At 66.6% G+C, this 13,481-nt stretch carries 15 protein-coding genes; 8 read left to right on the top strand and 7 right to left on the bottom strand.

Annotated elements, in window-relative coordinates:
* Positions 1-2 precede the first annotated feature (2 nt).
* The 8 genes from sctU to ABE85_RS07160 all read left to right on the top strand — a co-directional run bounded on the left by sctU (position 3) and on the right by ABE85_RS07160 (position 7,386).
* Positions 3-1,115: a type III secretion system export apparatus subunit SctU gene (gene sctU / locus ABE85_RS07195; protein ID WP_067271915.1), complete on the top strand. Its 1,113-nt coding sequence runs from the start codon at positions 3-5 to the stop codon at positions 1,113-1,115.
* A complete protein-coding gene (gene sctV, locus ABE85_RS07190) occupies positions 1,112-3,178 on the top strand; it encodes a type III secretion system export apparatus subunit SctV (protein WP_067271913.1) in 2,067 nt (688 codons plus the stop codon). The genes sctU and sctV overlap by 4 nt, the downstream gene beginning before the upstream one ends.
* 87 nt (positions 3,179-3,265) lie before the next feature.
* Positions 3,266-4,057, top strand: coding sequence for a type III secretion HpaP family protein (locus tag ABE85_RS07185; RefSeq protein WP_067271911.1), 792 nt, complete (start codon positions 3,266-3,268; stop codon positions 4,055-4,057).
* The gene (locus ABE85_RS07180) at positions 4,054-5,151 is read left to right on the top strand and encodes a FliM/FliN family flagellar motor switch protein (RefSeq protein ID WP_067271910.1); all 1,098 of its coding nucleotides are present in this window, start codon (positions 4,054-4,056) and stop codon (positions 5,149-5,151) included. Before ABE85_RS07185 ends, ABE85_RS07180 begins: the two co-directional genes overlap by 4 nt.
* Entirely contained in the window at positions 5,129-5,785 is a 657-nt protein-coding gene (gene sctR, locus ABE85_RS07175; RefSeq protein ID WP_067271904.1) for a type III secretion system export apparatus subunit SctR, read from the top strand. Before ABE85_RS07180 ends, sctR begins: the two co-directional genes overlap by 23 nt.
* Positions 5,786-5,795: 10 nt before the next feature.
* Positions 5,796-6,059, top strand: coding sequence for a type III secretion system export apparatus subunit SctS (gene sctS / locus ABE85_RS07170; protein ID WP_067271902.1), 264 nt, complete (start codon positions 5,796-5,798; stop codon positions 6,057-6,059).
* Positions 6,056-6,934 (top strand): hypothetical protein, encoded by an 879-nt coding sequence (locus ABE85_RS07165; RefSeq protein WP_067271901.1) that lies wholly within the window; start codon positions 6,056-6,058, stop codon positions 6,932-6,934. The genes sctS and ABE85_RS07165 overlap by 4 nt, the downstream gene beginning before the upstream one ends.
* Positions 6,931-7,386, top strand: coding sequence for a CesT family type III secretion system chaperone (locus ABE85_RS07160; protein ID WP_067271899.1), 456 nt, complete (start codon positions 6,931-6,933; stop codon positions 7,384-7,386). Before ABE85_RS07165 ends, ABE85_RS07160 begins: the two co-directional genes overlap by 4 nt.
* Before the next feature lie 29 nt (positions 7,387-7,415).
* Here the strand turns inward: ABE85_RS07160 and ABE85_RS07155 are convergent, their stop codons facing one another.
* The 7 genes from ABE85_RS07155 to ABE85_RS07125 all read right to left on the bottom strand — a co-directional run bounded on the left by ABE85_RS07155 (position 7,416) and on the right by ABE85_RS07125 (position 13,431).
* Entirely contained in the window at positions 7,416-7,703 is a 288-nt protein-coding gene (locus tag ABE85_RS07155) for a hypothetical protein (protein ID WP_067271898.1), read from the bottom strand.
* Positions 7,704-7,802: 99 nt separating this feature from the next.
* Positions 7,803-8,267 carry a hypothetical protein gene (locus ABE85_RS07150; RefSeq protein WP_067271897.1) on the bottom strand — a complete coding sequence of 155 codons (465 nt, stop codon included), beginning with the start codon at positions 8,265-8,267 and terminating at the stop codon, positions 7,803-7,805.
* A 110-nt stretch (positions 8,268-8,377) separates the two neighbouring features.
* Positions 8,378-8,887: a hypothetical protein gene (locus ABE85_RS07145; protein WP_157522019.1), complete on the bottom strand. Its 510-nt coding sequence runs from the start codon at positions 8,885-8,887 to the stop codon at positions 8,378-8,380.
* A complete protein-coding gene (locus ABE85_RS07140; protein ID WP_067271894.1) occupies positions 8,877-9,134 on the bottom strand; it encodes a hypothetical protein in 258 nt (85 codons plus the stop codon). The genes ABE85_RS07145 and ABE85_RS07140 overlap by 11 nt, the downstream gene beginning before the upstream one ends.
* A gap of 109 nt (positions 9,135-9,243) precedes the next feature.
* Complete coding sequence (locus ABE85_RS07135; RefSeq protein ID WP_067271892.1) at positions 9,244-10,611, bottom strand: PEP-CTERM sorting domain-containing protein; 1,368 nt, start codon at positions 10,609-10,611, stop codon at positions 9,244-9,246.
* A 185-nt stretch (positions 10,612-10,796) separates the two neighbouring features.
* Positions 10,797-12,434 carry a serine hydrolase gene (locus tag ABE85_RS07130; RefSeq protein WP_067271890.1) on the bottom strand — a complete coding sequence of 546 codons (1,638 nt, stop codon included), beginning with the start codon at positions 12,432-12,434 and terminating at the stop codon, positions 10,797-10,799.
* A gap of 88 nt (positions 12,435-12,522) precedes the next feature.
* The gene (locus tag ABE85_RS07125; RefSeq protein WP_067271888.1) at positions 12,523-13,431 is read right to left on the bottom strand and encodes a proline dehydrogenase family protein; all 909 of its coding nucleotides are present in this window, start codon (positions 13,429-13,431) and stop codon (positions 12,523-12,525) included.
* Positions 13,432-13,481 lie beyond the last annotated feature (50 nt).

The following is a 13,481-nucleotide window of genomic DNA, read 5'->3' as shown; positions in this document are numbered from 1 at the left end:
CCATGGGGGAAAAGACCGAACAACCCAGCCAGAAGAAGCTGGACGATGCGAAGAAGAAGGGCCAGTCGCCCAAGAGCCAGGACATCAACGCCGCGGCCGGGCTGCTGGTGATCACCGTCTGCCTGAGCGCGGCCAGCGCCACCGCGCTCAGCCACCTGGAGCGGCTGTTCTCCCTGGCCAGCGGCGTGGGACTGCAGGCCAAGACGGACAGCGACGTCTTCGCCGTCGCCTACGACATCGCTATCGAGGGGGTGTGGATCGTGCTGCCCTTCGTCGTCGCGGCGGTCTTCGTCGGCCTGCTCGCGTCCTTCGCGCAGGTCGGCTTCAACATCACCTTCGAGCCGCTGACGCCCAACTTCGACAAGGTCAATCCGGGCTCCGGGCTCAAGAAGCTGATCTCGCTGCGCTCCATCATCGAGTTCGCGAAGACCGTGTTCAAGGCCATCCTGGTCGGCTGCGTGATCGCGATCATCACGATGGGGCTGGTCCCGCTGATGGTGGGCGCCGCGACGCAGACGCCGATGGGCGTGGCCACCATCGCGTGGACCGCGATGCTCAAGCTCTTCGTCGCGGCGGTGATCGCGCTGGTGGTGCTGGGCCCCGTGGACTTCGCGCTGCAGCGCTGGCTCTTCATCCGCGACCAGCGCATGGACAAGGACGAGCTCAAGCGCGAATACAAGGAAATGGAAGGCGATCCGATGGTCAAGGGCCAGCGCAAGCGCCTGGCCTTCGAGATGGCCAACAGCGATCCGAAGAAGACGGTCCCCAACGCGACCGTGGTCGTCACCAACCCGACGCACTACGCGGTCGCGCTGCGCTACCAGCCCGGCGTGACGCCGCTGCCGCTGATCGTGGCCAAGGGCGCGGACGCGCAGGCGATGGAGATCCGCCGCATCGCCGAAGCCTCGGGCGTGCCCATCGTCGGCGATCCGCCGCTGGCGCGCGCCCTGTTCAAGATGCCGGTCGACGAGACGGTGCCCGAGGCGCTGTTCGAGGCCGTGGCCACCGTGCTGCGCTGGGTGGCGATGCTGGACGGCGTGGGCGCCAAGGGCGGCGGCGGCGGCGGCGGCGGCGGCAGTGGCGGTGGAAGTAAACCAAGCGGGAGCAAGGCATGAGCAAGGCACTGGGTGACAAGAGCACCCTCGGCAACGACCTCGCGATGAGCTTCCTGGTGGTGGCGATCGTCGGGCTGATGATCCTGCCGCTGCCCACGGTGGCCATCGACACGCTGCTGGCGGTCAACCTGGCGGTGAGCGTGCTGCTGCTGATGACCTCGCTGTTCATTCCGAACGCGGTGGCGCTGTCCTCCTTCCCGTCGCTGCTGCTGTTCACGACGCTGTTCCGGCTGTCGCTGAACATCGCGTCGACCAAGTCCATCCTGCTGCACGCCGACGCCGGTCACCTGATCGAGAGCTTCGGCGAGCTGGTGGTCGGCGGCAACCTCGTGGTCGGCATCGTGGTGTTCATCATCATCACGGTGGTGCAGTTCATCGTGATCTCCAAGGGCTCGGAGCGGGTGGCCGAAGTCGGCGCGCGTTTCACGCTGGACGCGATGCCGGGCAAGCAGATGAGCATCGACGCCGACCTGCGCGCGGGCCTGCTCAGCGGCGACGAGGCGCGCCGCAAGCGCGCGCTGCTCGGCATGGAAAGCCAGATGCACGGCGGCATGGACGGCGCGATGAAGTTCGTCAAGGGCGACGCCATCGCAGGGCTGATCATCACCATGGTCAACATCCTGGCGGGCATCGTCGTCGGGATCATGTACCACGGCATGACGGCCGGCGAGGCGGCCAACCGCTTCGCGGTGCTGTCGATCGGCGACGCGATGGTGTCGCAGATCCCGTCGCTGTTCATCTGCGTGGCGGCCGGCGTGCTGATCACCCGGGTGGCCGACGAGCATCAGAAGAAGCCGCGGTCGCTGGGCCAGGAGATCTTCGCGCAGTTGACCACCAACGTGCGGGCGATGTACCTCGCCGCGGGGCTGACGGTGGCGTTCGCGGCGGTGCCGGGTTTCCCGGCGCTGCAGTTCATGGCCCTGGGCATCGGCCTGGCGGCGGCCGGCCGCTACCTGGCGCGCCAGCGCAAGAGCGGCGAGGCGCAGAGCGTCTCCGCCCCGATCGCCGCGCTGCAGCGCGAAGGCGCCAAGGGCGACGCGCCGTCGATCATGCAGGAGGCGCCGCACTTCTCGCGGCCGCTGGCCGTGCGCATGTCCCCGGCGCTGGCCGAGCTGCTGCTGCCGCACATGCTCGACCAGGCGATGGAGCGCGAGCGGCTGCAGCTGCAGTCCATGCTGGGCGTGCCCTTCCCCGGGGTCTGCATGTGGGTCGAGGCGGCCTTGCAGGACCTGAATTTCGAGGTGCTGATCAACGACGTGCCGGTACGCCACATCGCGCTGCCGGGCCGGCTGCTGATGGTGCCGACGGCGCTCGCGCGCGAGCCCTGGGCCGCGTCGGCGGCGACGCACGGGGCCCTGTTGGACCAGCCGGAATCGCAGTGGCTGCCGGCCGCGCAGGTGCCCGAGGCCGAGCGCGCGAAGTGCCTGGACATCGAGCAGGTGATGGCGCGCCAGGTGATGCTGCTGCTGCGTCGCAACGCGCACCAGTTCATGGGCGTGCAGGAGATCCAGTGGATCGTCGACAAGGCCACCGCGGACTACCCGGGCCTGGTCGCCGAGGTGCAGAAGATCCTGCCGGTGCAGCGGATCGCGGAGGTGATGCGGCGGCTGCTCGAGGAGCAGGTGCCCATCCGCAACGTGCGCACCATCTTCGAGAGCCTGATCACCTGGGGCCCGAAGGAGAAGGACATGCTGCTGCTGACCGAGTACGTGCGCGGCGACCTCGGTCGCTACCTCGCGTTCGAGGCCAGCGGCGGCCGCAACTACGTCTCGGCGATCCTGCTGGACGCGGGAGTGGAGCAGGCGATCCGCCAGTGCATCAAGCCCACGCCCACCGGCAACTACCTGGCCATGCCGCCGGAGAGCGCCGCCGCGATCACCGAGAAGGTGATGCGCATCGCCGGCGAGGTGCCCGAGGCCGGCGTGGCGGTGATCACGTCCATGGACATCCGGCGCTACGTCAAGAAGATCATCGAGTCGCGCATGGAAGGGCTGCGCGTCTACTCGTACCAGGAGCTGGGCAACCAGGTCGAGCTGCGGCCGCTGGGCCGTGTGGCGGCCTGAATGTGCCGCCCCGGCGTGGCGAGGCAACCGTGATCGCAAGTCCATGGCGCGGACCGCGATGAGCGTTTCACCGGGAAGTGGATCGCCATGAACGACGAAGAGATCCGCCGCATCCGGCGCCTCGTCGTCGCGGATCCGCAGATCCCGCTGATGCCGCTGGCGGTGGATCCGCGCCAGGCGGAGCGCTTCCATCGCGCGCTCGGTGCCGTGCGGCGCGCGGCGTCGGCGACCGACGCCGCGACCGAGTCTCCGGCGCCCGCACCACAGCCGCCTTCCGAGCAGGCCCCGCCGCCTCGGCACGAGGCGACGCACGCGCCGGTCGTGGCGATCGCCGTGCCGTCGCGCGAGCGCTCGGACCGCGCTGAGCGGCACGATCGGAAGGAGTCCGGCTCGCCTTCCCGCAAGAAGGAAGCGTCGCGCAACGACGGTGCCCTCCTCGTCGACGGCCATCGTCCACGACCGCCCGTGATGGCCGTGGCGGAGACCGGCGCGCGCGAAGCCAGCGAGGCGCAGGAGGCCGACGCCGGGCAGGAAGCGGCGCTCGACCAGACCGTCACCGCGCCGAGCATGCCCATCCCGCACGTGGCCTGGACGCCGCTGCCGGAGGGCTGGGAGCGCGAGCTCGCCGACACGGTGGCGACGCTGTGCCGCAGCAGCGAGCCCAACTTCCACAGCTGGACCATCCAGGTGCCGGTCGACGCCGAGACCCTGCCCCACACGGAGCTTCGTCTCTCGTTTTCGCCTCACCAACTGACGCTTCGCTTCAGCACGCAGTCGACGCGCTCGCTCGCCCTAATTTCGGCCCACCAGTCGCAACTGCGCGCGCTGCTGGTCCGCGCGCTGCCCGGCGACCGCCACATCGAGATCGACATCACATGAACCGGCCGCCCTCCTCCGCATCGATGCCCCCGGCGAGCGCCTCCAGCGACGCCGGCGTCGCCCTGGCCGAATCGACCACCCTCGCCGGCCGCCTGCCGTCGATGAGCGCGGCCGACGCCTCGCTGTCACGCGTGGCCCACGATGGCCGCTTCGCCGACTGGCTGCGCGCGACGCTCCAGCACGCGGGCATCGGCATCACGCGGCAGCGCGAGGCGATGCCGTGGCGACTCACCGTCGAGTCGGCGCAGGGCCGCTTCCAGCTCGGGCTCGACGCCGTGGACTCGCCCGCGTTGCAGCTCGCCTGCGCGCATCAACCGCGCGATACCGCATGCGCGGTCGTGACGCTGCTGCTGGCCGGCTGGGCCGAGGCCTTCGCCCCGATGCTCGGAACGGTGCGTGTCGTGGACATCGAGCCGATCAACGAGCCGCTCGCCGATGTCGAAGCGTCGCGACGACTCGTCCCTTTCATCCTCGGCGGCGCGATGCCCATCGCGCTGCTGGACGCCGACCCGGCCGTGCTGGAGCGCGTCCTCGCGACCGTCGCCGCGTCCGGTGTCGACCTGACCCCGCTCGCGCAATTGCCGCTGCGACCGGTGATCCGCCTCTTCGCCCGCGCCTTCCCGCTTCACGTGCTGCGCGGACTCCGTCCGGGCGACACCGTGCTGGCGGGCGATCAGCCCGCGCTGCTGCGCTGCGGCGTCGGCCGTTCGCTGCGGGCTTCCCTTCACATCGATCCCCAGGAGTTCACCGTGCACCTTGCCGAGCCGCCCGCCCTCTCCGACGACCCGGCCGCCTACGAGGCGGAGCAGACGGCCGCTGAAAGCACCGAGGCGCCGCAATCCGCCGGCTCGCTCGACGAGCTGCAGCTGCCGGTGGCCTTCGAGCTGGACACCGCGCGGGTCAGCCTCGCGGAGCTGGCCAGCATGCAGCCGGGCTACGCCGTCGAGCTCGACGTGCCGCTGCGCGAGGCGACGGTGCGCCTGGTCTGCCACGGCCGCACGCTGGGCGTGGGGCAGCTGATCGCCATCGGCGACCACCTCGGCGTGCGCATCACCCGGCTGGAGTTCGCGCATGTCGCCGCTGCAGCACGCTGATCCGGTTGCGCTCTTCCTGGTGCTGCTGGCGCTGGCGGCGCTGCCGTTCGCCGCCATGGTGGTCACCTCGTACACCAAGATCTCGATCGTGCTGGGCCTGCTGCGCAACGCGATCGGCGTGCAGCAGGTGCCGCCCAACATGGTGCTCAACGGCGTGGCGATCATCATCTCCTGCTACATCATGGCGCCGGTCTTCATCGAGGCGACCAAGGGCATGAGCGCGGCGTCCGCCGGCGGCTCCAGCACGCAGACGCTGATGGAGGCTGCCGACTCGGCGCGTGAGCCCTTCCGCAAGTTCCTCGACAAGCACGCGGAGGAGCGCGAGAAGCAGTTCTTCCTGAAGTCCGCCGCCATCATCTGGCCGGCCGACAAGGCCGCGGCGCTGAAGAAGGACGATCTGATCGTGCTGGCGCCCGCCTTCCTGCTCAGCGAGCTGACGGCGGCCTTCCGCATCGGCTTCCTGCTCTACCTGGCCTTCATCGTGATCGACATCGTCATCGCCAACGTGCTGCTGGCGATGGGCCTGTCGCAGGTGACGCCGACCAACGTCGCCATCCCGTTCAAGCTGCTGCTGTTCGTCACACTGGACGGCTGGTCGCGGCTGGTGCACGGGCTGGTGCTGACCTACCGATGAGGACCGGTCCATGAACTACGACGTGGTGGTGCAGCTGACCTCCGAGGCGCTGATGATGTGCGTGCTGCTGTCGCTGCCGGCGGTGGTGGTGTCGGCGGTGATGGGCCTGATCGTGTCGTTCTTCCAGGCGATCACGTCGCTGCAGGACTCGAGCATCTCGCAGGGCATCAAGCTGCTGGCGGTGACGGGCGTGGTCGTGGTGACGGCGCCGTGGGCGGGATCGACGCTGATGAAGTTCAGCGAGAACCTCTTCACGGCGGTGTTCCAGAAATGAAGCTCGACCGCGCGCGCCAGGGCGCCGAGGCCCAGCAGGCGCGGGAAGCGCAGGAGGCCGCGGGCAAGGGGCAGGCGCGCGGGAGCGGCTCGTCCGGGTATGCGGGCGGCATGCACAAGGGCAATGCCTACCGGCATGCGCCGCGCGCGCAGCTGCCGGCGCGGCGCAACACGGGACCGGCGCCCAAGCCCCGACCGCGGCCGCCGGCTAGCGGCGCGCAGGGCGCGCATCCCGAGGACGAGCACCCGCAGATGCCAATGGACGATCCGCGGCAGATGGCCGCGGGCGGCGCCGGTGCGAACACGATGCAGCCGGTGCAGGGCACGGGCGCCAAGCAGCAGAAGCAGGATGCCGGGGAGCGTCAGGAGAAGGGATCGCTGAGCTCGCCGCCGCGCACGCGCATGCCGCCACCGCCGCCGGAGGTGCGTGAAGGCGCGGCGCTGAGACGCAGCGCGCTGCCGGCGGCGGTGATGCTGCGCGCGACACCCACGCCGGAGGGCAAGCCGCCGGCGGTGCTGCTCGATGCGTTGGCGTCGCTGTACTTCAAGGGTGGCGGCGCGGGCATTGCCGTCGGCGCGATGCGACTGGCGGCGATGACGGCAGTGGCTCGGCATCTGCCGGCGGATTCAACGCCCTCGCTGTCCGTCGTGAAGGCCGCGGCGGTGGCCTGGTGCGCGGCCAACGGACCGCCGCCGTCGACGACCGACGCCCAGAAGAATGCCAACCTGCTGTTTCCGCTGAACGGGCTGCGTGCCCTCTTCCGCCCCCTCGACGCGTTGCGCGACGGCGCGGAGGTGCGCAGCGGTCAACTGCAACGCGCGCTGACGTCGCCCCCTTCCGACCAAGCGTTCCTCAAGAAGGACATCCAGCCATGAGCGTCGAGCACTACCAGCACCTGATCGTCGGCCTGTGCGAAGCGGTCGGCCTGCCCGACGCCGAGACCGCGCTCGCTCGCAGCGCGATCGAGGTCGAAGGCTTCGAGGTGCTGCTCGGCTACTACGACAACGACCCCGAGGCGATGTATCTGAACTTCACGTTCGGCAGCGTGACGTCGGGGCGCAGCCTGCGGGTCTATCGATTGATGCTGGAGGCGAACCTGAGCCTCTACGCGCAAGACCAGGCACAGCTCGGCCTGGATGCCGATTCAGGCGTGGTGCTCCTCGTGGTGCGCGTGCCGATGCTCGACGGCGTCGACGGGCCCTACCTCGCCGACACCATCAACCACTACATCGAACACGGCCGCTATTGGCGCGAGAACATCCTGCTCGCCGAAGACGAGATGTTCGAGAGCCTGTCGTTGGGGGAGTACACGTGGATGAGGGCGTGACGACGCCGCTCTGACGAGTTCGACGCACATCACTGCGTCGATCGAACTTTCCAGGTCTCAATCTTCTCCATGCGGGCGTCGAATCGCTCGACCTCGGCCTTCGAAAGCTGCGCTTCCAACACGAGCGTCAGCCGGTTCCTCATGGTCGCCAGTCGGCGGAACACATTGCCCTCGATCGCGAATCGCTGGAGTTCCAGCGCCCGTTCTTCGTGGCCCAACGAGGCCGACCCGATTTGAGCCAAAGAGGGAACCAGGTACTCAAGGTCATCCAGGCACAGGAGCAGATCCTCCAGTGGCATCTTGACGTCGCTGGTCATCGGACGCTTTGAGTGTCGTGCATCAACCTGTTTCTCGATTTCCTACCCCTGCCAAGCCAGATCTGGCCGCGTACAACAGAAACTCCGACCGGGCCGGGGCTACTCGACGGACGGCTTTTCATTGCATCTGATTCTTGCATGGAAGGCAATCAGCCTTGAGTCCAGCACTCGACCTTTCATCTTCGCCGCAGCTTCGAAAGCGCCTTTACTCTCCTCGACTTCAGCGAGAACGAGTTTCATGCCGGTATCGTCGACAAGACCTTCGTAGAGGTAGGCATCGCCCAGAATCCCAAGGCCGTCATCAAGGATCTGAGCAGCACTGCCGAAGTCTTTTCGTTCAAGTGCAGCAATGCCTTTCTCATAGGCCTTCATTGCGCGGGCATAGATTCGATTCTCTATACAAGCCTCCGCGCCTCTCAAGCCTTCCTGCGCGGCGAATGCGCACCCAGAACTGCAAGCCAGAAGTACTGACATCAAGAAGTTATTCATCATGCACATCTCCTTCGCCATCACCTCGGCATCGCCTTCATTGAGAGGATCCGCGACAAGGAGCCGCTGATGCATCTGCTCATCAACACCTTCGGAATCCCTAGGCGGCTTGCCCGGGCATCGTCGGTCTAGCCTCTCCCTGCGGGGTATCGCACCACAAGCTTCGAGCCCGCATGGTCAGAGCTTCAGACCTCTGTGAGGCCCGCGCGCCACTCGACGATCCATGGATGCGCGAGCAGTCCCGATGCCATCTGCGACATGGTCGAAAGAAACGTCTCCAGCGCCGTCGACATCATCTCGATGACGTCGCGCATCGCGACGGTCTCCACCGAAGGTTCCGGCTTCCAGTCCGTCCAGCTGCGGCAAGTCGCCACGCAAACCGTTCCGTCGGGAACCCATTCAATGGAACGCTCGACACCCTGCTCATAAAGGTCGATCTGCGCGGCTTGACCCGTCTGCAGTCGACGCAGCGCATAGGGCAATTGCTCCAGGAAGATTCCGAGATCACACGACACATCCACCGGCCAGCGCTCTTGTCCGAATCCGGACACGCGGAACTTGCTCCGCGGGTCGAGCGCGCCGCAGACGTCCATCAGCATCGAGCGGACGTCATCCTCATCGTCACGATAGCCGCGAGCGTCGAAGCACAGCGGCGGAATCAGATGGAGCTCGATGAGCATGTGTTCATGGCTCATCAAGCACGGCCCTTCTGATCTTCAAGACCAGGTCCTCCGGTCCGTGAATGGAAAGCCCGATGTAGGTCTCCGACATCACGGTCAGCACTTCACCATCAAGGTCGAAGACCATCGACACCGACTCCTGCGAGCCACCGAGTGCGTGTGCCGCCGGCTCATTCATTCGAGCGCCGGATTGACGCAGCACTTCGCCGAGCTTCAAACGAAGCGCTTCGTCGAACTCGTCACCAAGGATCTGGGTGGTCAAAGGAAATCGGACATGGTGGAGGCGAGGCGCATTCTCCGTGGACACGCGAACAGGCCCACCACGGGTGTTCCCGTGGTGGGCCTGTTCGGAGATCAGGGGCGGACGGGTGCTATTGCATCGGCGCGAGACTGCGTCGCCGCACCCACGCCAGCAGCCCGGCCCCCGCCAGCATCAATCCATACGTCGCCGGCTCCGGCACGACCGCCAGTGTCCACACGCCGCGGGAGTTGTTCAATACGCCGTCAGTGGCGCTCCACGTCTCGTAATACCCGGCGAGCCGCTCCTGCGTGTTGGTGCTGCTCAGCTCGAGGTACTCGTGCCGGCCGGTGGGCGGGATGTCCAGCCGCGACATGAAGAGATTCCATTCGGTCGGCAATGCGAAGGCACCGATGGCGCCGATCGACAGGCTCGCGTTCATCTCCCGCTGGACCACGCATTGCGGCTCGTCGCAGTAGGGCTTGAATGGAAAGTACAAGGTATCGCTGCGGAGTACGCCGCCATCATTGATGTGCAGCGTCATGGTGAAACGCAGCACGTCATCGAGCGTGTCCCCGGCCGCGAGCGGTCGGTCGATGGGCATGTAGATGTCGGCGTTCAGCACCACGTCCGAGAAGGTGTATCGGTCAGGGTCGTCAGGATCAGCCCGCACATGCAGCGTGCGCATCTGGAATGGATCGCTGGTGTAGTGGTATCGGATCTCCGACGCCCAACTGGGCGACGCGACCGCGGACAAAGCCGCCGCAAGCCCTAGTCCGAAGAACACCTTGCCGCGCTTCAGCAGAAACGAGACGGTCGGCGCCACCCTGCGCCGCGCCACCCACGCCAGCAATCCCAGCCCGCCCAGCATCAACCCATACGTCGATGGTTCCGGCACGACTGCCAGTGTCCAGACGCCGCGGGCGTTGTTCAATTGGCCGAATGAATTCGTGTAGGTCTCGTAGAACCCGGACACCGCTTCCCGCGTATCGGTGCTTGCGAGCTGCAGGTAGTCGACCCGTCCTGGGGGAACGAGGTCGCGGCGCGAAATGGAGAAATCCCAATCGGTCGGCAGCGCGAACATGCCGATGGCCCCGATCGACAGGCTCCCGTCCATGTCCCGCTGCACCGGGCATTGCGGCACGTCGCAATAGGGCTTGAAGGGATAGGTCAGCACCTCGCTGATGTTGAAGCCGCTGCCCGAGTCCACGTGCAGCGTCATGGAGAAGCGCGAGACGTCTTCCAGAGTGTCGCCCGCCTGCAGCAGCCGGGTGACAGGCATGTAGATGTCCGCGCTGAGGAAGACGTCCAGGATCCTGAATTCGTTGGGGTCTCCGGGATTCGCGCGGATATTCTCCATGCGCATCTGGAAGACATTGCCCGTGTAGTGATAGCGGAGTTCCTCCGCGACGGCGGGCGACCCGCCGGCCGACAGCACCGCCGTGAGCGTCAGCGCACACAGCAGGCGACAGCGGGCAAGGCACGATGACAGTGCATTCATGACAACTCCCCTTTGAGTCTTATCGTCGACCGGATCGGTCGCGGCAGGAAGCCTAAGCGGGAGGTCGACGCCTTTCCAGGGCGTGAAGCCGGGATCAGGGGCGCGTGATCAGGGCGGGAACGCCAACGTGCGAATCCGGAGCAATCGCCTGGCGTCTGAAAACACGCGGAAGACAACGCGCCGCATCAGTGCGCAAGCTTGACTGGCTCGAACGACAAGTCGGCAAAGTCGAAGCTGGAATCGGTCTCGGCCGAGATCGGCGCCATCGTCATCCGATTGACACTGCCGTCCGGCTTCAGTGAAAAGGTGACATAGGCGTCGGCATTCAAATGGCGCGCCTTCCAGCGCACGATGAAGGTGTCGTGTCGGAAATGCTCAAGCTCGCCGGTGAGCTCCGGGGTCTTGGCGAGGCTGAGTACTTGTCGGGTGCCTGAGGTCCTGATCGTCGCGGCGCCGTACCAGCGATCGCGGTACTCGCCGTCGTAGGCCGCCAGCGGCAGGGACGGGCCGATCCGGCGCCCTTCCGTCCCGATCACCTCACGCGACGGCGCGATGGCGTCGGCGCTGGATTCATCTGCGTCATCCGTCAAGGCGGCGATCCAGTCGGCAGGAGGCAGACCCAGGTACCTGTCGAGCAGCCGGTACTTGAGCGCGCTCAATGCCGGGCCGCTTTCTGCATTCGTCATGATCGCGATGCCCAATCGCGCCGAAGGCACCAGCACCACCGTTGAATAGAAACCGAATTGCCATCCCCGATGTGACACGACCTTGACCCCCTGGTAGTCGCGCACGTCGAAGCCCAGTCCGTAGGCGGCGAACGTCGCCCGGGTCGCGGCCAGTTTCGGAGGGGGTTCGCTGAGGCGGATCAGCGTCTGGGGCGTCATCAATTCGCGCAGTTGCTTGGCGCTGATGAGTCGACGGCTTTTCCCGTCTTGACCCGGTGCGTCCAGTCTGCCGTCGTCCAGCAGCATCTTCATCCACTTGGCGATGTCGTCGGCGCTGGTGCGGACACCCATCGCGCCAGCCGCGTTCTCCATGGACGCCGGCTTAATGACGGCGATCTTGCCGTCGATGTGGCTGTGCGGCGCCGCCTGATCGATCAGGTCGAAATTCTCCGCAGGACGGGTGGTCGTACGCGTCATTTCCAGGGGACTGAGAATGCGTTCCCGGACGGCCTCGCCCCAAGGCTTTCCGGTCTTCAGGGCGATGATTTTTCCTGCCACGATGTAGGGCAGGTATTCGTAGGTGAAGCGGCTGCGGAAACTGGTGGCAGGGGCGAGGAACCGGATGTTGTGGATGATCTCGTCCGTACTGAAAGTCGAATTCGGCCACCACATCAAATCGCCGGCGGCTTCCCCCAATCCACTGCGGTTGGCGAGCAGGTCCCTCACGGTGATTTCCCGGGTCACGTAGGGGTCGAACATCTGGAAGTCCGGCAGATGTCGAATGACCGGGTCATCCCATGCCAGCTTGCCCTCGTCGACGAGGATCCCCAGCATCGCTGCCGTGAATGCCTTCGAGTTCGCGGCGATGTCGAACAGGGTCCGACCATCGACGGGAGCCGTCTCGCCGCGCTTGCGCACGCCGAAGCCGCGGGAGTCGACCACCTTGCCGTCGAGCACGACGGCGATGGCCATACCCGGGACGTCAAAGCGTTCGAGCGCACGGTCGATGTCCGTCTGCGTGTCGCGCAGGCGCGCCTGCGTGGCGGTCGGCGCCAGATCGGCGGCAGGCGATTGTGGCTTCGCAGCATTCGCAGTGAAGATCAGGACCAGTCCGAGGGCGAGACGCGAGAAGCCCGGGACGGTGGTGAGAAGGTGCATTGGTTCTCCTGTATTGATGGGTGGGTACGCGCAAGGAGCCGGCTTGGGAGCGCGATGCGGGAGATAGGTGTGGGGCCCTGGCTCTCCCTCATCCGCGCAGCAGCGCCCGTGCGATCTGCCCGGCAAGACGCGGGTTCTCCGTCATGCGACGCACGCCGTAGCCGTACCAGTCGCCGCCGAACGGCACGTAGATGCGCACCGCGAATCCTTGATCGCGAAGGGTGTCCCTCAGCGGCTCGCACACGCCGAGCAGCATCTGGAACTCGAATCGCGTGCGCGGCACCTTCCATTCCTTCACCAGCGTCAGGACGTCGTCGATGAGCCCGGCGTCGTGCGTCGCGATGCTGACGAAGTTGCCCTCCTTGAAGCAGACCTTCACGGCCTCAAGGAAGGGCTCGTTGATCAGCCGCCGGTTGCGGCCCGCGCCGGGCACCAGCAGCGAAGCGGGCTCGGTGTAGATGCCCTTGCAGATCCGCAAGGGATCGCCCAGGGCGGCCAGGGTCTGGACGTCGAGGGGCGTCCGGAGCAGGTAGGCCTGCAGCGCCAGCGAGATCGGTGCGTCCCGCTCGCGCAGGCGATCGAAGAGATCGATCTCGGACTGGGTGCACCGGCTGTCTTCCATGTCGAGACAGACCCCGCGACGGATCGCCGCGGCGCGACCCGCGATGCGCCGGATGGCCGCCTCGCACCACGCGCTGTCCAGCAGCAGTCCCAGCGCCGTCGGCTTGATGGAGATGTCGGCGCTCAGGTTCTCCTGGCCGATCGCGTCGAGCAGCGTGAGGTACTCCGCCTCTTTCGGCGCGGCCTCTTCCAGGCTGGACGCGGACTCGCCCAGCACGTCGAGCGTGACGGCGAAGCCCTCCGCGTTCAGCCGACGGGTGCAGGCCATGGCGTCGCTGAGATGAGGACCTGCGAAGTAACGGGCCGCGATGCGACCCACGAAAGCGCGCGGCAGAAGGCCGATCGCGCGGGACACCGCGAAATCAAAATAGGACATGAGTGACTGACTGATGAAAGGAGGCCGCCACCCGTGAACGATCAGGCACG

Source organism: Mitsuaria sp. 7 (assembly GCF_001653795.1).
In the GTDB taxonomy this organism is placed as follows: Bacteria; Pseudomonadota; Gammaproteobacteria; order Burkholderiales; family Burkholderiaceae_C; genus Roseateles.
The sequence above is the reverse complement of the archived record's forward strand: the minus strand, read 5'-3'. Positions and strand labels throughout refer to the sequence as shown.

Excerpts from the sequence above, each read along its gene's own strand:
- sctS (WP_067271902.1), top strand. The coding sequence starts at position 5,796 with ATGAACTACGACGTGGTGGTGCAGCTGACCTCCGAGGCGCTGATGATG.
- ABE85_RS07150 (WP_067271897.1), bottom strand. The coding sequence starts at position 8,267 with ATGCATCAGCGGCTCCTTGTCGCGGATCCTCTCAATGAAGGCGATGCC.
- ABE85_RS07160 (WP_067271899.1), top strand. The coding sequence starts at position 6,931 with ATGAGCGTCGAGCACTACCAGCACCTGATCGTCGGCCTGTGCGAAGCG.
- ABE85_RS07155 (WP_067271898.1), bottom strand. The coding sequence starts at position 7,703 with ATGACCAGCGACGTCAAGATGCCACTGGAGGATCTGCTCCTGTGCCTG.
- sctV (WP_067271913.1), top strand. The coding sequence starts at position 1,112 with ATGAGCAAGGCACTGGGTGACAAGAGCACCCTCGGCAACGACCTCGCG.
- ABE85_RS07180 (WP_067271910.1), top strand. The coding sequence starts at position 4,054 with ATGAACCGGCCGCCCTCCTCCGCATCGATGCCCCCGGCGAGCGCCTCC.
- sctR (WP_067271904.1), top strand. The coding sequence starts at position 5,129 with ATGTCGCCGCTGCAGCACGCTGATCCGGTTGCGCTCTTCCTGGTGCTG.
- ABE85_RS07135 (WP_067271892.1), bottom strand. The coding sequence starts at position 10,611 with ATGAATGCACTGTCATCGTGCCTTGCCCGCTGTCGCCTGCTGTGTGCG.
- ABE85_RS07165 (WP_067271901.1), top strand. The coding sequence starts at position 6,056 with ATGAAGCTCGACCGCGCGCGCCAGGGCGCCGAGGCCCAGCAGGCGCGG.
- ABE85_RS07130 (WP_067271890.1), bottom strand. The coding sequence starts at position 12,434 with ATGCACCTTCTCACCACCGTCCCGGGCTTCTCGCGTCTCGCCCTCGGA.
- ABE85_RS07145 (WP_157522019.1), bottom strand. The coding sequence starts at position 8,887 with ATGAGCCATGAACACATGCTCATCGAGCTCCATCTGATTCCGCCGCTG.
- sctU (WP_067271915.1), top strand. The coding sequence starts at position 3 with ATGGGGGAAAAGACCGAACAACCCAGCCAGAAGAAGCTGGACGATGCG.
- ABE85_RS07125 (WP_067271888.1), bottom strand. The coding sequence starts at position 13,431 with ATGTCCTATTTTGATTTCGCGGTGTCCCGCGCGATCGGCCTTCTGCCG.
- ABE85_RS07185 (WP_067271911.1), top strand. The coding sequence starts at position 3,266 with ATGAACGACGAAGAGATCCGCCGCATCCGGCGCCTCGTCGTCGCGGAT.